Source organism: Cytobacillus luteolus (assembly GCF_017873715.1).
Taxonomy (GTDB): domain Bacteria; phylum Bacillota; class Bacilli; order Bacillales; family Bacillaceae_L; genus Bacillus_BV; species Bacillus_BV luteola.
Window position 1 is genome coordinate 1 of record NZ_JAGGKM010000016.1, and the last position, 16,143, is coordinate 16,143.

At 35.2% G+C, this 16,143-nt stretch carries 27 protein-coding genes; 5 read left to right on the forward strand and 22 right to left on the reverse strand.

Annotated elements, in window-relative coordinates:
• Positions 1-390: 390 nt before the first annotated feature.
• Positions 391-618 (forward strand): helix-turn-helix transcriptional regulator, encoded by a 228-nt coding sequence (locus tag J2Z26_RS21795; RefSeq protein ID WP_209794435.1) that lies wholly within the window; start codon positions 391-393, stop codon positions 616-618.
• Between the two features lie 374 nt (positions 619-992).
• Entirely contained in the window at positions 993-1,412 is a 420-nt protein-coding gene (locus J2Z26_RS21800; RefSeq protein ID WP_209794437.1) for an endonuclease domain-containing protein, read from the forward strand.
• Between the two features lie 269 nt (positions 1,413-1,681).
• On the opposite strand, the gene J2Z26_RS21805 is transcribed toward J2Z26_RS21800, so the two are convergent.
• The 12 genes from J2Z26_RS21805 to J2Z26_RS21860 form a co-directional block, all read right to left on the reverse strand.
• The gene (locus J2Z26_RS21805) at positions 1,682-3,400 is read right to left on the reverse strand and encodes a phage tail tape measure protein (RefSeq protein WP_209794439.1); all 1,719 of its coding nucleotides are present in this window, start codon (positions 3,398-3,400) and stop codon (positions 1,682-1,684) included.
• A gap of 10 nt (positions 3,401-3,410) precedes the next feature.
• Positions 3,411-3,698 carry a hypothetical protein gene (locus J2Z26_RS21810; RefSeq protein ID WP_209794441.1) on the reverse strand — a complete coding sequence of 96 codons (288 nt, stop codon included), beginning with the start codon at positions 3,696-3,698 and terminating at the stop codon, positions 3,411-3,413.
• A gap of 94 nt (positions 3,699-3,792) precedes the next feature.
• The gene (locus J2Z26_RS21815; RefSeq protein ID WP_209794443.1) at positions 3,793-3,957 is read right to left on the reverse strand and encodes a hypothetical protein; all 165 of its coding nucleotides are present in this window, start codon (positions 3,955-3,957) and stop codon (positions 3,793-3,795) included.
• 15 nt (positions 3,958-3,972) lie between these two features.
• Complete coding sequence (locus J2Z26_RS21820; protein WP_209794445.1) at positions 3,973-4,413, reverse strand: hypothetical protein; 441 nt, start codon at positions 4,411-4,413, stop codon at positions 3,973-3,975.
• The gene (locus tag J2Z26_RS21825; protein WP_209794447.1) at positions 4,413-5,030 is read right to left on the reverse strand and encodes a hypothetical protein; all 618 of its coding nucleotides are present in this window, start codon (positions 5,028-5,030) and stop codon (positions 4,413-4,415) included. Before J2Z26_RS21825 ends, J2Z26_RS21820 begins: the two co-directional genes overlap by 1 nt.
• Before the next feature lie 24 nt (positions 5,031-5,054).
• Entirely contained in the window at positions 5,055-5,357 is a 303-nt protein-coding gene (locus tag J2Z26_RS21830; protein ID WP_209794448.1) for a P27 family phage terminase small subunit, read from the reverse strand.
• 137 nt (positions 5,358-5,494) lie between these two features.
• Complete coding sequence (locus J2Z26_RS21835; RefSeq protein ID WP_209794450.1) at positions 5,495-5,653, reverse strand: hypothetical protein; 159 nt, start codon at positions 5,651-5,653, stop codon at positions 5,495-5,497.
• A gap of 4 nt (positions 5,654-5,657) precedes the next feature.
• The gene (locus J2Z26_RS21840) at positions 5,658-5,984 is read right to left on the reverse strand and encodes a primase-like DNA-binding domain-containing protein (RefSeq protein ID WP_209794452.1); all 327 of its coding nucleotides are present in this window, start codon (positions 5,982-5,984) and stop codon (positions 5,658-5,660) included.
• A gap of 525 nt (positions 5,985-6,509) precedes the next feature.
• Entirely contained in the window at positions 6,510-6,791 is a 282-nt protein-coding gene (locus J2Z26_RS21845) for a replicative helicase loader/inhibitor (protein ID WP_209794453.1), read from the reverse strand.
• On the reverse strand, positions 6,792-7,301 hold the full coding sequence (locus tag J2Z26_RS21850; protein ID WP_209794454.1) for a hypothetical protein: 510 nt from the start codon (positions 7,299-7,301) through the stop codon (positions 6,792-6,794).
• A 10-nt stretch (positions 7,302-7,311) separates the two neighbouring features.
• The gene (locus J2Z26_RS21855; protein WP_209794455.1) at positions 7,312-7,614 is read right to left on the reverse strand and encodes a hypothetical protein; all 303 of its coding nucleotides are present in this window, start codon (positions 7,612-7,614) and stop codon (positions 7,312-7,314) included.
• Positions 7,598-7,798: a hypothetical protein gene (locus J2Z26_RS21860; RefSeq protein ID WP_209794456.1), complete on the reverse strand. Its 201-nt coding sequence runs from the start codon at positions 7,796-7,798 to the stop codon at positions 7,598-7,600. Before J2Z26_RS21860 ends, J2Z26_RS21855 begins: the two co-directional genes overlap by 17 nt.
• Positions 7,799-7,921: 123 nt before the next feature.
• On the opposite strand from J2Z26_RS21860, the gene J2Z26_RS21865 reads away from it, so the two are divergent.
• On the forward strand, positions 7,922-8,734 hold the full coding sequence (locus tag J2Z26_RS21865; protein WP_209794457.1) for a hypothetical protein: 813 nt from the start codon (positions 7,922-7,924) through the stop codon (positions 8,732-8,734).
• A gap of 27 nt (positions 8,735-8,761) precedes the next feature.
• On the opposite strand, the gene J2Z26_RS21870 is transcribed toward J2Z26_RS21865, so the two are convergent.
• The 6 genes from J2Z26_RS21870 to J2Z26_RS21895 form a co-directional block, all read right to left on the reverse strand.
• Positions 8,762-9,196, reverse strand: coding sequence for an ArpU family phage packaging/lysis transcriptional regulator (locus J2Z26_RS21870; RefSeq protein ID WP_209794458.1), 435 nt, complete (start codon positions 9,194-9,196; stop codon positions 8,762-8,764).
• Positions 9,197-9,293: 97 nt separating this feature from the next.
• Entirely contained in the window at positions 9,294-9,503 is a 210-nt protein-coding gene (locus J2Z26_RS21875; protein WP_209794459.1) for a hypothetical protein, read from the reverse strand.
• Between the two features lie 64 nt (positions 9,504-9,567).
• Entirely contained in the window at positions 9,568-9,798 is a 231-nt protein-coding gene (locus J2Z26_RS21880) for a DUF771 domain-containing protein (protein ID WP_411797554.1), read from the reverse strand.
• Between the two features lie 1,718 nt (positions 9,799-11,516).
• Positions 11,517-11,735 (reverse strand): hypothetical protein, encoded by a 219-nt coding sequence (locus J2Z26_RS21885; protein WP_209794461.1) that lies wholly within the window; start codon positions 11,733-11,735, stop codon positions 11,517-11,519.
• A 298-nt stretch (positions 11,736-12,033) separates the two neighbouring features.
• Positions 12,034-12,225, reverse strand: a complete 192-nt coding sequence (locus J2Z26_RS21890; RefSeq protein ID WP_209794462.1) for a hypothetical protein — start codon at positions 12,223-12,225, stop codon at positions 12,034-12,036.
• Between the two features lie 2 nt (positions 12,226-12,227).
• On the reverse strand, positions 12,228-12,428 hold the full coding sequence (locus J2Z26_RS21895; RefSeq protein WP_209794464.1) for a hypothetical protein: 201 nt from the start codon (positions 12,426-12,428) through the stop codon (positions 12,228-12,230).
• A gap of 403 nt (positions 12,429-12,831) precedes the next feature.
• Between J2Z26_RS21895 and J2Z26_RS21900 the strand changes: the two genes are divergently transcribed.
• Both J2Z26_RS21900 and J2Z26_RS21905 read left to right on the forward strand, forming a co-directional pair.
• Positions 12,832-13,362, forward strand: a complete 531-nt coding sequence (locus J2Z26_RS21900) for a DNA-binding protein (RefSeq protein WP_209794466.1) — start codon at positions 12,832-12,834, stop codon at positions 13,360-13,362.
• A gap of 3 nt (positions 13,363-13,365) precedes the next feature.
• Positions 13,366-13,629, forward strand: coding sequence for a MerR family transcriptional regulator (locus tag J2Z26_RS21905; protein WP_209794477.1), 264 nt, complete (start codon positions 13,366-13,368; stop codon positions 13,627-13,629).
• An 8-nt stretch (positions 13,630-13,637) separates the two neighbouring features.
• Here J2Z26_RS21905 and J2Z26_RS21910 read toward each other — a convergent pair whose 3' ends face one another.
• The 4 genes from J2Z26_RS21910 to J2Z26_RS21925 form a co-directional block, all read right to left on the reverse strand.
• A complete protein-coding gene (locus J2Z26_RS21910) occupies positions 13,638-14,324 on the reverse strand; it encodes a replication-relaxation family protein (protein WP_209794468.1) in 687 nt (228 codons plus the stop codon).
• Positions 14,321-15,511, reverse strand: a complete 1,191-nt coding sequence (locus J2Z26_RS21915; protein ID WP_209794470.1) for an FtsK/SpoIIIE domain-containing protein — start codon at positions 15,509-15,511, stop codon at positions 14,321-14,323. The genes J2Z26_RS21910 and J2Z26_RS21915 overlap by 4 nt, the downstream gene beginning before the upstream one ends.
• 12 nt (positions 15,512-15,523) lie before the next feature.
• Positions 15,524-15,853 (reverse strand): hypothetical protein, encoded by a 330-nt coding sequence (locus tag J2Z26_RS21920; protein WP_209794472.1) that lies wholly within the window; start codon positions 15,851-15,853, stop codon positions 15,524-15,526.
• A gap of 64 nt (positions 15,854-15,917) precedes the next feature.
• Positions 15,918-16,070, reverse strand: coding sequence for a hypothetical protein (locus J2Z26_RS21925; protein WP_209794474.1), 153 nt, complete (start codon positions 16,068-16,070; stop codon positions 15,918-15,920).
• Positions 16,071-16,143 lie beyond the last annotated feature (73 nt).

The following is a 16,143-nucleotide window of genomic DNA, read 5'->3' on the forward strand; positions in this document are numbered from 1 at the left end:
ACCTATAGAGGAATTTTTTCATGTTGTTCACTCCCTGTTGAATTTTCTGAAAACGCGACCGCCCCCCTCGCCCTCCCCCCTCTATCACTCACTCCTTTCTCTCCCTCGTTCTTAACAGATTTTCTTTTTCGCGTTCCTACTAGCTTTCTTCTTGTACTAGTGCACTAGGTATACTGAAGTAAATAATGTTTAGTAAGTAGATCAGCTACCTCATTAGGATTCGTATAGATGATAATTATCTGGGTTGTTTCTTACTGCACTTGCTAGTTGATATAAGTGTATGTAGCACCGCTTGTCCATGTTGACTAATTTTTTATTCAAATTTGGTATTTTTTTTAGTCTTTTTGGACATGACTTGTACCAGTTGAATAGTAAAGGGAGAGGTTAAACATGTTCGGACTAGGTAAAAAGAGAAGTAAACTGGGTAAGTGGTTAGATCAGCGAGGAATATCCCAAACGTGGTTAGCAAATAAATCAGGAGTAAATCGAAATACGATTAATGATTTAGCTGCAGGTGATTCTGATCGAGCTCCAACGACCAGGACGATTAAGAAGATACTTAAAGCACTAAGAGAAATAGATCCTACAGTAAACTCTAATGACTTTTTCGATATGTAACCCATACAGTAAAAATTAGTAATTCAAGTCACACATAGACAAATGGGGTATTCATATCACCTATATCTAAGGGTAAAAACGGCCTGTATGGGGTAGTGAAAACAGCTAAGTTAAGTTCACTTATTTTTGAATAATTTGAGGTTGAAAAAGAGCAATTAGTTCGCTTTCTCCAAGTTTAATAAAACCTTACACCGGAACGGTTTAGCCGTTCTTTTTTATTTCCTTCCAAGGAAACGGCCAAAAGGAAACGTTTTTCTTTTCCCTTTGGGATTTCCTCTTGGAATTTCCTTTTGGGATTTCTGTCCAGGGAAACATAAATTAATCTATTATGAATCATCTCTAATTTGACAATTATAGTTTAGAGGTGATTTTTTATGGACTCATTCGGTCCTATAGTTTTTGTATTGGTTTTTGTTTTAATTCCCCTGTACTACTTGCTGGATCATCTTAGAAATCCGGAATTTGTTACGGTGCCAGAGGTTACTAATCATCGTTTGAAATGTGAAAGCCCTATAGAAACGAGGTTATATGGAGCATTAACTACACGAGGGTATTATGTAGAAACTCAAGTGCCATGTGGAAAGTACCGTATTGATATTGCCTTACCACAATACCGACTGGCAATAGAGTGTGATGGTAAAGCTTTTCACTCTTCAGCTGCACAAAAGGCACATGATGCGAAAAAGAATTCTTATTTAAAGAAAAACGGCTGGAAAGTACTGAGGTTTAGTGGCAGGCAAATAAATAGTAATATGGGTCATGTAATACGGAAAATTGAACAGAATCTAAAATAACACCCTTTTATTTGCGTTTTAAGGGTGTTTTTAGGCGTTCTAATTGTTTAGGCTATGTTACCCCTATTTTTATAAAACGACTCCTAATTTCATGTGAATTTCAATGAGAAATGATATATAGAATCGATATCCAATGTTTTTAGACGTAAAAAAAGCCACCTAGTAAAAGGCGGCACTGGAATTTCTCCCAGGTCAATGTGTAAACAAGCTACTCTTATTATATACTAAAAAACTAAAAGGAGCTGCTAAAAATAGCAACCCCTCCATTTTTACATGTTGGATAATTGTAACTCTAGATTTCTTACTAAATAACTTATCGTCTCATCGAAATATTGTTTATTACTTAAAACATTTCCTTGAATATTTAAGTTTACTACAACCTTATTCCCTTCATTTTTTGCCATTTGAACGCTCTTATCGTGTGGGTAGACTCTAGATCCATTAGGTAGATCTACAATTTCCCCTCCACGCTCATTAATAATGGCATTTCCTCCAGGGAAGTAACTGGTACCTAGTGCGAATTGAGGGATTGATTTCTTTGAATAATCTCTAGAAACTGGAACGCTTCCCCATTTTACATTTGGAAGTAATGGAATATTAACCCCTGGTACTTTATTAACCTTCTCGATTAAAGAATTAACACGATCAATAATTCCGTTAACTCCATTTGCTGCAGCTCGTTGCATTTTGCCCCACATTGAGGAGAATCCAACTTCTATACCTACCCATACTAGCTTTAATCCTGCCCAGAGAGCTAACCCTTTTTCTCTTACGGTATCCCAATTTTTATATAGGAGTATACCACCGGCTATAACTGCTGCAATACCAACTGCAACCCATGTTAACGGGTTTGCAAGTAAAGCTGTATTAAAACCTAAAGTTGCAGCTGTAGAAGCTAAAGTACCTGCTCGATGTGCTGTTAGTAAGAGATTGAATGTTCCTAACGCTGAATTAATACCCGTTATGACTTTAAATGCTACTAATCCACCGACAATCCCGGCTGTTGCTGCAATGATCGGTTCTTTGTTATCGACAATCCAACCAATACCTTTTTTCAGTCCATCGAGGACAGGAAGAGCATATTGTTTTGTTTTAGTTCCAAAGGTAGTAAAACCATTAATAATGGCTTGAGTATCAACTTTATCAATCCACGCTGCTACCCCTTTTAAACCTCTTGTTACTGGTTCAAGTAAAGGTTGCCCTAATTTACCTTTCAACGTATCCCATTCTGAACGTAAATTTCCTAACTGGTTTTGATAACTGTCAGATTCTCTAGAAGCTTGCCCTGTGGCTCCGGCTGCTTCCTGCATCGATTTAGCAAACTGTAAACGTGCCACTTGTTTCCCGGCTTCATCTAGCTTTTTCCAGTCTAGATTTAAGTTTTTAGTTGCCCAGGAAGCCATTTGTGTTTCATTTGCAAATAGTCCTATCGCTTCCCCGCCTTCATAGTTACCTTTGATAAAGCTATTTAAAGCAGAGTTCGCATCTTCATATGACTTATCATAAAAGGCTGCACTATCCGCGGCTATCGTTACAGCTGATTGCGCTTGTTTCATAGCTTCTGTAGTATCCATCCCTAAACCTTTGAACATAGAAGTCATTGTGGTAAAGGCTGGCTTAATTCGTTCACTTACCATACCAAATGATTTACCTAAGCTATCTACCGTTTCTTGTGCTTGTCCTTGAACACCGCCAAAGACTTGTGTAAATTGTGCTCCCATCGCTTGAGCATTAGCTGCACTTTCCACCATGCTTATACCAAAGTTTTTTAATTTATCTACTGCAAATGCCCCGGCTATTCCAGCTGCTACACCTACAGCCATATTTCTAAAAGATGTAACTGTATTTTCTCTAAATTGATTTATCTGATTTCCAGTATGTTTCAACCTTCTATCAAAATCATTAACTCCACCTGCTGCACTTTTCAATGTGGATGAAAAATTTTGGTCTTTCATTGTCAATATTGCTGATAATACTTTACTTGCCATATAACCTCACCTACCTTATTAATTCTGTAGTGCTTTCTAAAGCATCCTGGAATAACTGTTCACTGTATCCACGTTGCAACCAACAATCTTTACCCTGTTTCACTGCAAATAGCACAACATCAATAAAAAACTTTTGATAATGCTCACCGTGTTTAATAATGGTATCGAGATCATAGTTCATCATCTCAAAAGCGATTGTTAATTTATCATTGGTATCTGTGGTACTTTGAAAAGCTACATAAAGCTTAAATAAGTTACTCATATTCTGATACTTGCCTTTTTTCCTTCGTCTTTTCATGTTTTCACCTCCCTCTTTATAAAAATTCCCCACACCCTAATAGGAGAAAGGTGCGGGGATCTTGGAGGTATTACAATATGACTTTAAATTCAACCTAAATACTCAGAAGTGAATTAACGATTTTCTTGTTATTGCCTTTATTAGATGCCTTTTTCACTTGATTAACTTTGTTAGAGTAGCTTTGAGAAATTTTCTCTCTGTACTTCTCCATCATTTGTACTTGAATCTCTTTAGGCATACTTCGATTCATCATGAACATTATTATCACCTCCCTCTAAAGTGCTTTAATATCATCAAAGGTTAGATTTTTCGGCTTTTCATGAACGATTTTCTCACCAATTTCTACGACAAAATCTGTACCTTCAATCAATGGAGCCCATCCTGTACCTTTTTTAATTTCATGGTGAGAGATACCAGGGACCCATCTATCCGCCATATTCATAATAGCTAATTCTTTAACCATAACTTTTCTAGTTTCTTCGCTTTCCTGCGGATCCTCATAGTAGAAAGTTCTTTGCCCAGCAAATGGGAATTCATCAAGTTTCAAATACTTCTTATGAAGGTCAGCCCTATTCCTTTCCAATTCACCATTACGCTTATTAAATAAAGCAAAGGCTGTTTTTGCACTGTCTGATAAAGGAATTACTTTGTATTCATAACTACAAACCGGGACCAACATTTCTCTCTTTAAGATTTCTTTTTCGAACGTGTACATTATTTCTTACCTCGTTTCAAAAAGTCTAATAACCCTTTTGTTTCTACTGGTACCTCAATCTTCTTTAATGCTTGAATAACCTTTTTTAAGTCTTTTGCAGCTACACTTGATTGTGATTGGTTATTTGAAGGTGCAACTAAGTTCATAGCGTAACTACAAGGAATAGCAACTCTCTCCCCGATTTCCGACACAAGAAGTAGATCTATACGGTTAGGAATTCTCTTTAAGTCTTCCAATTTTTCAATACCCTCGATAAGAGGGAGTAATTCTTGTTCTAGTACCTCAATACGTCCTTTTAACTCTGCTTTTAATTCATTCAACTTCTCATCTACTTCTAACTGCTCTACTACTACGTTTTTCTTAACTTTTTCTTTATGCTCTTTTGGTACGGCTGGAGCATTAAATTGGTCAAAACGAATCTTACGCTCTAGTTCTTTCTCCAGTTTCTCCAATTCCTCATATTCGGCAGGGGATCTTGTTTCACTCTTCTGTTGCTTTACCAGTTGTAGCTTGTCCGCTAACTTTAACTGCTTTTCTAAATTTCTTTCAGTGTCTAATACTAGTTGAATCACTTTCTTTGATTCTACGAAATATTGATTTTCATCAATTAATTGCATTTGTCATTCCTCCTGTTTTTTGTTTTAAATTAGATCATCTGCGCTGTAGTCTGTTGTATTTAATAATTCAAAGTCAAATGACCTTTCAATGCTTAATAATGCTGAGTTAATTTTGTTACGCTCTCCAATCAAAGGATGCGCTTTAGTAAATCTTTGCGGTCCATTCTCTGTGGTTATGGATTCACCTTCACTTTTAATAATTCGATTAATCCTACGAATGGAATTAACTAGATTTATATACCTTTCGACTTTCTCAACCTGAACTAAATCATTGGTATCAATCCTAGACATTAGTTGTTTTTTGAGGTTCGGAATACTTACCGCCACTTCTATCACCCCCCTTATGGGAATTTTTGAGAGAAAATCTAGAAAAAAGATTCCCCATACGGTCTGAGCGTTTTCGCCTAAAAACCAAAGTTTTTGACCGGGGGTACCTGGTGGTGATCTACTCAACATAGGCACTTTCACGGCTCTCTTTTTTCTTTTTCAAGTAATTGTTTGGTAGCTTGTTCATTAAACCACCGCTTAAACTGTCTAAACCTTTGATTTCTATCTCCTACAAAACGGATGATTTTATGGTTAGCTGTTTTACTCCTCACTCTTCTGCTATTGTTCCTAGCCATCTGGTTAAGGACCTTCCACAATTTGTTTCTTGAATGCAACGCCATAAACATAGACTTTGTTCTTGGTCCCTTTTCTTACCTCATATCCTAGATCCCTTAAGTTGGAGTAGAATGTTCGAGATCCACAAGCATTTGTGATGCTCTCGGATTCCATCCAATCAATAAACACTTTATATAAATGTTTAGCTTCAACCTTTAGATCATTTCTCAGCTCACATTTATCATTCAAAAACTTCTCAGTAATGGCGAAAGGCTCCTGGTACACATTAAGCAACTTCTCTACTTCAACCATTCTTTTGTTTAATCGTGTGATTTCTGCTAATAAATTCATACACATCTCCTTTTTCGGTTGTTTGTTAACGAAAAAGTTAATTAAAATTGGACCTTAACTCTTAGAGCCATAAGGGTTTCATAAGAATTCCTGTTAACGAGTTAATAAATTAACAGTGAAAACTATTAAACTCCTATATATAATTAATTATTTTTTATTAATTAATTTTCATGAGAAAGGAACATAGGAAATTCGTTAATTCATTAACTAATCAATTTACTTTTTAGAGAAAAACCCTAATCTATCAATGTTTCTTTGAGTTTGTTCAAGAAATATTTAATTAACGATTCGTTAACATTTCATTAACTGACCCCTTTATTCAGGAAAGGGTTATCGACTTATGCAAACCTTTTTTTATTAAAATCCCCTAAAACGTTGATATGTAGGGATTTTGAATATTTTCTGGGTTAATGGGTTATCGAAATTAACAGGAAAAGTATTAAAGCCCTATATATATATTTTTTTATTTATTTAATTTTTCATAAGAGGTGAATATAGAAACCAATAACCCCCGATAACCCTTTTTTAAAACAATTCTCCTCTTCTTAACTTCCTCATATCTTCAATAGCTTCATAGTTGTATCTAGAACCAGTCTCTTGTTCTGGTACTCTAAGCTCTGCGATAGTTGGAACAAAGCGATTAGTTTTAATGTGTTGGTTAAGATTCCTCATAACTGCTTCATAATCTTGATCACATAACATTTCATACCAGATATCTAACTTTTCTTTAGGATCTTCACAACTGAACCTGTTTTTGTAAGTAATAGATATTTGTGTAAGTATTTTGGCTACCTCTCGTTTGGTCATTTACTCACCTTCTTCTAAGTAGCTTGTGAAATCAATTGGCTGGGAACTATAATTCTTTCCCTTCTTTTCTTTCTTTACTTTCTTGTTTGTGGTCATTTGATGGTCATTTGTTGGTCTTTTGATGGTCATTTGATGGTCAGTCTGTTGGTCATTTTGTTGCTCGTCACTTTGGTGAATCGCCCAGTTTACAACGTTTATAACCGTATATTTGTTGGTCTTTTCAAGGGTTAAATATCCGAGTTTTTCTAATTTTTCTAGCCAACGATATGGAGTTTTGTTTCCTTTAATTTTGTCCTTTGGAGATAACCCATTATTGTACATATCGAATAGAGAAAACCGCCCTATTACCCATTGACCTGGCTTAATTTTTACCAGTTGACCATCTATCAAAATTTCACGTTCTTTATAACTCGCATTCAATAAAATCAATGTCCATAATCTATAAAGCTGAAAATCATTGAATATAGGATTATGCAATAGTTTTCGATACAGCTTTATGTAGCCTTCCATATCACCTCACCTACTTTTCGAATTCCGTTTCCCAGCTGAGTAAACTTACTATTGCTTGTTCTTTTGTGATTTTTTGACATACATAGTCGTAAGCAACGTCATACCAGTAATCACTTATAAATACACCTTCTTCTTCCTTTGCTGGCATTCCAACAATGAACTTAATACCTTCCCAAAGCTTGCTCTCAATGATTCCAAAAGTGGCAATATCTACACCCGCAAGTCTTAATTTTGCATCTTCGTAATAAATTTCTTTCATCGAATCTAAGAGATAACCGATTAAAACGCATTTTTCTTTAGTCCGCTGATCCATTAGCAGCTATCTCCTTTTTAAGGCTAGTAACTGCCTTTAAAATCTGGATTTTCTTATCTGGTGGAAGCTCTCCTCTTAACCAACGAGTGAAAGTTGCTTCACTTATCCCTAACCGTTCTGCTACCATCCATTGACTTAACCGTGACTCGCGTATTGTCATTTTTATATCTGAGTTTCTAAACACTTTTCTTACTCCCTTCTTGTTAAATAATGATGATGATGATATATTCAGAGTAACAATTATTTTGACGATAGAAAATGATTCAACGTCTAATTTACGTCAAATTTCAAAAAAAAGGAGAAAAAAATGGAGAAAGAATTGTATATAGGTGATTTAAATGACCATGTGGGAACCTTAGCTGCATCAAATACAGTAAACACTCACTTTGAAAGTTATGAATTGGAGAAAGATGATGAAGAGGTTTATATTGTCGGGAAAAAGGGGTACAAAGCCGAGGAAGTAGAAGTAGATAACATTAATTTCTTGCTATCATTAATCAACTTAGTAAAAGGTGATTTACCAAAACAGTATTACTCAGCACAACCTAATATAAATAAGCTTGATACGGTAATTTCTGATGAGGATATTTTAAAATGGGTGCAAAATTACGGTTTTCCATACTTAGAAAGCGAGAATATAGTGAAACTTAATTTAAATAAATTCAAGCGTAAATTAGCTATGTTAAATGCACGCTTTTTAATGTGGAAGGCAATATTTGAAGAGAATGACAAAGAAATTAAGAAGTATAAATCGGCCCTGCTTACTCTAGATAAAAACAAAAAGCTCCATCCGGAATTAAGTGAGCTTTCAATTACAAAAAAAGCATTAGCCGAAGATGTGGGGACCTGGGGATCCGTAACCGTTCGATTAAGATATGATGAAAAAACAGACTCTAATATCTTTTATATAAGTGCCAAAAATCAATTAGACATTGCTTATTACCAATTAGGGATGCTAATGACAAAAAAGGATACTGAAAATAAAAAAAGGCTTCGATACTGTGCTAATGGAGAATGTAATAGTATGTTTTGGACTAAGCATTCCAGGACTAAATTTTGTAATAATTGTGACCGCAGAAAAGTTCATTATGAAAACAATAAAAAGCATGGCAGCTCCTAATTCAGGAAAAGCCATGCTTTTATAATTTCAACTAATCGCCCGAACATCAATAATTCCTAAAGCAATACCAAATTTATAAAGAACAAGTGGTTTAAATTTCTGGTGATAGTACCATTCACTCATGTTTAGCTCATTGTAAACCTCATAATCAAACATTTCATCCTCACTTAAATATCTAAGGATAAAACCTTGTCTCTCTTTTTCTCCAAGCCTATTAACAGCCTTTAGAAAAGACTTAATAAACTCACTTTTTTCTTTTTCAAAGTCAGCTCTTTCAATTGCAATATCTTCAGTAGATGAATACGGTGTGTTTGTGTTAGAAGGTGGAACAAGTGAATAAGATGGGGTAATTCTAGGGAGTTTTTCTTCTGGAAGAGTAAATAAACATAGGCGGTATGTTTCGATAGCCTTATTTATTTCTTTGCTAAATTTCTTTAAAACATCTTTACGAACTTCAAACATTCAGTTATCACCTCATAAGAAATTATATATTTATATTTTACTATAAAGTGATATAGCATGGTAACTCCGTCCCTGGTGTTACTATGCTTTTTTTGTTTTAGTGGTGAATTGGATTAATTTTTTCTAACACAAAATAATCACTTGTTCCCCACATTTCATGCTCTGGTGCATCGTGCCCTGGATGAAAATGTTCATCTACAATAGCTAACCCTTCGTGATCTACCCATCTTGCTAACAGAATTTGACCTGTTTTCTTATGCTCGATGTACTCACCAGGCTTTGCTTTTCTTTCCACAGGAATATACATAAGTTCACCTCCCTTTTGTTATCCATATATATCGACACTTTTGGAAGGCTGTTTAATTTTATTTTTAATTTTTACTAAAGATTTGAGCGAAATGGTTTTCCAAAAACTCTTGCATTTTCAAAGCGATAAATAACCATTTCTCCCTGCGTTTCTCAGGATAGTAAACAAAACCACCATTTTCTAAATCAAGAATCTTCTTAAAAGCAGGACGTAAAAGAATATTCTCTTTTAGCCAATCGTCACTATAACCAGTGACTTGTTCTAAATCCTTCATAGTCCACCAAACTTTTTGCATTACTCTTTCCATCTTTCTAACCGTTCTCTTTATATAGATCTTTACTGTTTGTGAGTACCGTTCTGTTTGTTTTCTTAAGGTCCTCGGTTTTACAACCTCCGGATGTGCTCCACTCCCGCACACGAAGCTACGTCCTCATACTAACTAAATAAATTTTTTATTAATTTCTTTTAAAAATCTCTTGATTTTTTTAGGTTTTCCTATACTCTGGCCTCGAGGAATGGACAACGGCTGGAAGACAGACTAACCCCTGTGAAAATTTTATGAGGTTAAAAATCTGTCTTCATACTGGTTATGTACTCTGTATAACTGAGTTATGGTATCCGTATGTGTAGACGTTGCATAAGACGTGAAAAGGTGTCGTACCCTCCACATATAGCTTATAGGCTTGTCCTGCCTTACGGTGCGTATCCATGCCCTACACCGTTCTCTTTCGAGTGATTCGCTATATAACCCTCTATCCTTACAACAATGATAAGAATAGACATGAAACAGTGTCTCTACCGCCGCTTACGAGTAAATGGTTAACTACAGTCGTACAGCTGAGTCTTGTTTGATCCCCCTGAACACTTTTTGCCGCTGAAGTCTTGGTTATCATCTTCATTAGGATATACAACCCTTTAAAGGCTATCCCTTAGGCTTTTTTATACAAGGCCTGCGCTCTTTACCTCGCTTACGTCATACGGTTAAATGCAACAATAACCGATTATCCGAGTGTATTTTTTGCTTTGGCTACACTATACCTCGTTTTTTACATGGTTTCCCTGCCATCCATGTGGACGGAAAACAAAAAGCACTCTATCAACCTGTTAAAAGTAGGTTAATAGAGTGCTCCAAAAAACGAGAAAATATGTCAAAACAAACCAAAACAATACTATTGCATTGGGAGTTAATTCACGTTAAAATAAGAACATCTAAAAACCTGTTGGGATGAGTAACAGGCTAAAAGAAGTCATTTCCGTTAGTGGTTTGCCGACCTCTAACATATGGAAATGGCTTTTTAATTTTTCCGAAACTATTAAGTTAAATTTCATTTTACATACTTGAATAATAGATTACAAGCAAAGGGGAGAAAATATTTTTTAGAAATTTTAGTTGATAATCAACTATTTAGAGTCAACTAGAATCGATGATCTAGAGTAGATTACTACTAAAAATGACTATTTGAACGACAATATAAAGGATTATGGACTGGATTATCATAATCTTTTAATAATCCTCCATACTGTCGCGTTTTAATCCTTCAAATTCCTTATGTACCAATGGATTGGCCCGAATCTATAAAACTCGAACTCTTACCCGGTACTAAATTACCCCTTATCACGCCTTAAAATAGATAATAAGATTACGAATGAGTTGTATAATGAGCTCGATAATAATTATTTTCTAGTTATAGGAGTTTTTATTTTTAGAAAGCTTGCAATAAGTACGGTTTAAGGATCATAAAAAAGAGCAGCTGAAACATGTTACTAATTTGCACCTCTGAACATTTAAAAAAGGATAGTTCATATCATCATCCTTTTTTTATATTTTTCTTTAAGTTCTTTCTTTCTTAGTTGTCAGTTTCGCCAACTGTAGTGTTGTTTGTTTCACCAATAGCAGTGTTATCAGTTTCACCAATTGTTGTTTTCACTATAGTTATAGTGTTTTTATGTAAAAAATAGGGCAGACCTCTTGGTGAAATCTACCCACTATGATATATTTTTAGTTGTTTGAAGTTATACTTTTTCAACGGAACGTGCTGCGCCAACAGTGCGTTCTTTTCTTTTATTTAATTTAGTACCGCCTATAATAATCATATCCTCAGTTTCAATCACAAGTCCTTCTGGCATTACATCCACATGCACAATATCTTTTTCCTTCTGGGTGACTAAAAATTCTTGCCTTTCTTTTTTCATAATCTCAATAATTTCTTTTAGATCAACATTCACTTTCACATACATTCCTCCTAAGTAGTTGATTCTTATGTAGTGTCTTAGGTGTTGGAATTCTCTAAATTTGTTAGTTTATCCTGCTATTTGTCGAAATAAGACGAACGATTGTACCACCCCCTTAAATTCATATTTATTCATAATTACTGCGCAAAATAATTTTTTTACGTAATTTTATAATGCCTACATATCAATGAATATGCCCTTTTCAACCCGCTCCTGGTATACATACTTTTATACATTGTTGATTTATCAGTGTTTACATAATTGAAACGGTCTTAAATGATGCATAAAATCCTGTATATTATCTCTTATTTTCTTTATTGGTTAATACCTCTTGAGCTAACTCTAGTTTAATAGTCCAGCGTTCTTCAATAGATAACGAACTATCCCCCAGTCTTTGAAGTTTCTTTTTAAATTTCTTTAGCCTTCGTTCATCTAAATGCGATAGATCATATCCTCCAATACTTGCTTCGAGCTCTTTTAAGTCTGTCATTATTAAAACCCTTTATAATGCTTATCAATGATTTCTGTAACCTCTTCAGCTCCAAGAACTGTTTCACGAGCAAAAGAATAGATGGCCTTCTGGATCACATCGCTCTTATTTGTCGTTACTCCCTCAGCTGCTAACTTCTCGACCATTCTTTCTAGGAATGCTGCGTGTACATCATCTAATCGAACACTCACTTGTTGTGACATTCTAACCCGCTCCTTTTTAACTTTAATTTCCTTTATTTAACTTTAATTAATCTTAATATACTGTAATGCAATCAGTAAGTCAATATGTATTATTGGATTATTTTTTCTAATAGTTACTAAGTTACCAAAGTTACATGATTTTATATCTAAGCCCTATATATAATTAATTATTATTTTATTTATTTATTTCATAAGAAAGGAACAGGGAAAATGGGTAACTAAAGTAACTACTAGTAATCTACAAAAATGATTAATCCTATATATATCAACAGTTACAGCCTTTTTAGGTTAATGCTTACAACCTTCTAATAGTTACTTTTTTATCTCCTACTGTTGCCATAATTAGACGAGCACTCCATAATTAGGTACAAATAACACCGTTACAACTGGGAGGTAACGCGATATGAACGAGTATGGATTATTTTCAAAAGATGTTGCTTTAAAGCTGAATATCAACTCAAGCACGCTACGTCAATGGTGCCTTTCGATGGAAAAGGAAGGTTACGAGTTTGAAAGAAATGATAAGGATCAACGTATATTCTATAACCGTGATATTACCGTGTTATTAGATATTAAAAACGAGATTGAAAAAACCCGCAATCGGGATAACGCGATAAAGTCAATAGTATCAAGAGAAAAAGCAACAAATAACACCGAAAAAACGCTAAGCGTTAACGAAGAAAACCGCGATATTATAACGGTATCTAAAGAGGATTTAGCTGAGTTAATTCAATCATCTGTAGAAAAGGCGATTGAAAAAGAACGTGAAGCAATGTTTAAAGCTTTTGAAAAGAAGTTGAATGATACGATAGAACATCGTGACCGGTACTTAGTCCACCAACTGAATGAATCAATGGAGCAAAAACGATTAGAGATCGCAGCTACACAAGAGGAAAAACCTAAAGGGTTTCTTTCTCGTTTGTTTGGTAAATAATCAATGAGCATAGAAGAAATCATTCGAAGGATTATTCGTGAGGAATTACAGCAACTTGTTGCCAGCACTAAAACTAAGCCTGCAAGTAAACCTAAACTTTTAAATGTTGAAGATGTTATGCTTGCTTTAAGTTGCTCCAAAAGGTATGCCTATGAAGTTATGGAGTATAAGGATTTCCCTTTAATTAGAATAGGACGATTAAAAAGAGTAAGAGAAGATGAGTTTTATAACTGGTTAAGTAAATATAAAAAAAGGAGCTCCGAATAACCGGGGCCCTAATTTATATTAAGCTTAATAGATCCATTATTCGATTGTACTTTAATAGGCTCCTGGACCCGCTGCTCTTTCGGTTTTAGTGAATTTAAGAACTGAGTAAAGGATTGTGCCTGAACTACTCTAAAAGGGTAATTGTTATCGATAGGATAACGCTGTTCGGACAGTATAAGAACGTGTGGAAATACCTTTTTATCTGAAGGTTGCCACGGCTCCCCAGCAATGACTCCACTCTCATATAAATCTACATATCTATCTAGTTTATCACTCATCTGTTTTTCGCTGTATATTGTCTTTTGCACCTCGATAAAGAATGGTGTTCTCCTAAATATACAGAATATATCCGGCTCCGCTCCTTCACCTTTAGCTATATATTTAGGTTCAACTTGGAACGTATCAACTTTCCCATGCTTCAGGATTTCTTTATAGACATTAAGGATCGCTAAGAAATGTCCTATCTTTGCACTATTCTTTTTCATACTTACCTCTGGTCCAAAATAAACGTAAGGTGTGAACGACTCAGAACGTTGTATTTGTTCTTCTCTTGTTAAGCGAAGTAGTACAGTGTTTGCAGCATACGTAGGATCTTTTAAATTATTAAAATGGAGCTCCGCTATACTATCCCTATCCATAACTCTAAAACGGTTTAAATCGGCAATTATGGCTTTATCTCGCTTTGTTAGTTTCATTGAGTCACACCACCATTGAAAATATCCTCTTCCCTGAGATCAGTCGCGGGTATATCCTCCACATTCTCCTCAGATTCGTTTTTAAGGGTGTCCTCTTGCTCTAGGCTCTTATACCCCTCTAAAAGTTTTTTAGATGCCTTTTCCGTTAGAAATGGAGCTTGAATTTCGTCTAAAGTATCTCGTTTAAGAATAAACCGTCCCGGAACGTCTTTACTTATCTTTTCGCTACCCGGTGTGCCTATTATTTTTGCGTTTGAAGCATCGGTAGTCCGAAAGCCCATTCGAACGGTTAGTAACGAACGAACTTTTGTATCTAATATGTCATGTGATGGTCTCTGTAATGATAAAAGGTTATAGATTCCTAGAGCTCTTCCAAGCGAATCGATTTGAACTAGCATTCTTTTAACCTCTTTGTTATCCATCACCATAACTATTTCATCTATGGCCAAAACAATATAAGGTACCTTTTGCCCTTCTGGTAGATCGTCAATGTGCATTACACCGTATTTATTTAAAGTCTTACTGCGATTAACCATCTCTTTATATACTTTAGCTAACATTTTTTCTAAGTCCTCAGGAAACACGCTTACTTCTTTCACATGCTTTACACCTTTAAATAAATGGAATTCAGACATTTTTAAATCACCCAAGTACATTTGAAGTTCTTCCGGTGATTTGTATTTAATTAGAGTGCAAAGAATAGAGCGTAACTGTGTGGACTTCCCGCTCCCGGGCTCACCAGAGATAAGAGCATTCGGTTCTGTTTTCGCATCATAAGCAATCCATTCACCATTTTTATTGATTCCACAAACGATAGGAACTTTCATCCCTTTTATAACTGGCTCAATGTCCTCATAGTTGTATGTCAATTTATCCTTCATCCCTCTCTCATAGATTGTCAGCTCAAATTTTTTATGGTCACCTTCAATCTCGATGTTTTTCCCAAAATGCTGCAAAAGGACATATTCTTTTTTTGTGACTTCTTTTGGATCCATCCCATTTAGAAGTGTAAAAACATAACTAGTTGTTTTTTTAACATCATCGAAGGAAACACTATGAATCTTTGGATAGACTTTTATTTCTTTATCTCCGTTTTTGTATTTGTTATATAAACCTGCGTTATTAAATGCCTTTTTAAGCTCTGTTTTAGCCTTTTGTTTTCTAAAGAAGGCTTTTACCTTACCCATCCATTCAACCCCTCACATTCCAAAGAATATAAACCAAAATACGGCACCATAAGCGACTATAGGAAACAGGACACTTGCAGCACTTGAAATAATGCTCGCTATATACCCCGAATCATTTTCAGCAAGTAAATATTCAACAAAGGCGGTAGCGACAATTAAACCACCGCCAAGGACAAATAGGGCGAATGCTGGTTCATGTAGTGGAAATAAGCCTTTTAGTGTGATAGGTGGAAGGAATGAGAATATACTGTTTGTAAGAGGTATTTTCTTTGGAATTCGATAGGCTGGCCGGCTCATGAATTCATTAAAGGGAATAACCTCTATTTTATTTTTATTAAACATGCTGTAAATCGTCCTTTCCTCATGTTGTATTTGTAATACTTGAATCTACGCTTGAACACCTTGCTCACCGCTTTCCTAAGAAGTTTCTTTGTGCTATTTCATCGTGTACTTGGTCTACAATGTCTTGATTCTCTGTATAGAGTGCAAAACTCATTAGCATCCACAATTGCTGACGATTCATTCTTGTTAATTTGTACCTATAGAGGAATTTTTTCATGTTGTTCACTCCCTGTTGAATTTTCTGAAAACGCGACCGCCCCCCTCGCCCTCCCCCCTCTATCACTCACTCC

Excerpts from the sequence above, each read along its gene's own strand:
- J2Z26_RS21795 (WP_209794435.1), top strand. The coding sequence starts at position 391 with ATGTTCGGACTAGGTAAAAAGAGAAGTAAACTGGGTAAGTGGTTAGAT.
- J2Z26_RS21800 (WP_209794437.1), top strand. The coding sequence starts at position 993 with ATGGACTCATTCGGTCCTATAGTTTTTGTATTGGTTTTTGTTTTAATT.
- J2Z26_RS21805 (WP_209794439.1), bottom strand. The coding sequence starts at position 3,400 with ATGGCAAGTAAAGTATTATCAGCAATATTGACAATGAAAGACCAAAAT.
- J2Z26_RS21810 (WP_209794441.1), bottom strand. The coding sequence starts at position 3,698 with ATGAAAAGACGAAGGAAAAAAGGCAAGTATCAGAATATGAGTAACTTA.
- J2Z26_RS21815 (WP_209794443.1), bottom strand. The coding sequence starts at position 3,957 with ATGTTCATGATGAATCGAAGTATGCCTAAAGAGATTCAAGTACAAATG.
- J2Z26_RS21820 (WP_209794445.1), bottom strand. The coding sequence starts at position 4,413 with ATGTACACGTTCGAAAAAGAAATCTTAAAGAGAGAAATGTTGGTCCCG.
- J2Z26_RS21825 (WP_209794447.1), bottom strand. The coding sequence starts at position 5,030 with ATGCAATTAATTGATGAAAATCAATATTTCGTAGAATCAAAGAAAGTG.
- J2Z26_RS21835 (WP_209794450.1), bottom strand. The coding sequence starts at position 5,653 with ATGGCTAGGAACAATAGCAGAAGAGTGAGGAGTAAAACAGCTAACCAT.
- J2Z26_RS21840 (WP_209794452.1), bottom strand. The coding sequence starts at position 5,984 with ATGAATTTATTAGCAGAAATCACACGATTAAACAAAAGAATGGTTGAA.
- J2Z26_RS21845 (WP_209794453.1), bottom strand. The coding sequence starts at position 6,791 with ATGACCAAACGAGAGGTAGCCAAAATACTTACACAAATATCTATTACT.
- J2Z26_RS21850 (WP_209794454.1), bottom strand. The coding sequence starts at position 7,301 with ATGGAAGGCTACATAAAGCTGTATCGAAAACTATTGCATAATCCTATA.
- J2Z26_RS21855 (WP_209794455.1), bottom strand. The coding sequence starts at position 7,614 with ATGGATCAGCGGACTAAAGAAAAATGCGTTTTAATCGGTTATCTCTTA.
- J2Z26_RS21865 (WP_209794457.1), top strand. The coding sequence starts at position 7,922 with ATGGAGAAAGAATTGTATATAGGTGATTTAAATGACCATGTGGGAACC.
- J2Z26_RS21870 (WP_209794458.1), bottom strand. The coding sequence starts at position 9,196 with ATGTTTGAAGTTCGTAAAGATGTTTTAAAGAAATTTAGCAAAGAAATA.
- J2Z26_RS21875 (WP_209794459.1), bottom strand. The coding sequence starts at position 9,503 with ATGTATATTCCTGTGGAAAGAAAAGCAAAGCCTGGTGAGTACATCGAG.
- J2Z26_RS21880 (WP_411797554.1), bottom strand. The coding sequence starts at position 9,798 with ATGCAAAAAGTTTGGTGGACTATGAAGGATTTAGAACAAGTCACTGGT.
- J2Z26_RS21890 (WP_209794462.1), bottom strand. The coding sequence starts at position 12,225 with ATGACAGACTTAAAAGAGCTCGAAGCAAGTATTGGAGGATATGATCTA.
- J2Z26_RS21895 (WP_209794464.1), bottom strand. The coding sequence starts at position 12,428 with ATGTCACAACAAGTGAGTGTTCGATTAGATGATGTACACGCAGCATTC.
- J2Z26_RS21900 (WP_209794466.1), top strand. The coding sequence starts at position 12,832 with ATGAACGAGTATGGATTATTTTCAAAAGATGTTGCTTTAAAGCTGAAT.
- J2Z26_RS21905 (WP_209794477.1), top strand. The coding sequence starts at position 13,366 with ATGAGCATAGAAGAAATCATTCGAAGGATTATTCGTGAGGAATTACAG.
- J2Z26_RS21910 (WP_209794468.1), bottom strand. The coding sequence starts at position 14,324 with ATGAAACTAACAAAGCGAGATAAAGCCATAATTGCCGATTTAAACCGT.
- J2Z26_RS21915 (WP_209794470.1), bottom strand. The coding sequence starts at position 15,511 with ATGGGTAAGGTAAAAGCCTTCTTTAGAAAACAAAAGGCTAAAACAGAG.
- J2Z26_RS21920 (WP_209794472.1), bottom strand. The coding sequence starts at position 15,853 with ATGTTTAATAAAAATAAAATAGAGGTTATTCCCTTTAATGAATTCATG.
- J2Z26_RS21925 (WP_209794474.1), bottom strand. The coding sequence starts at position 16,070 with ATGAAAAAATTCCTCTATAGGTACAAATTAACAAGAATGAATCGTCAG.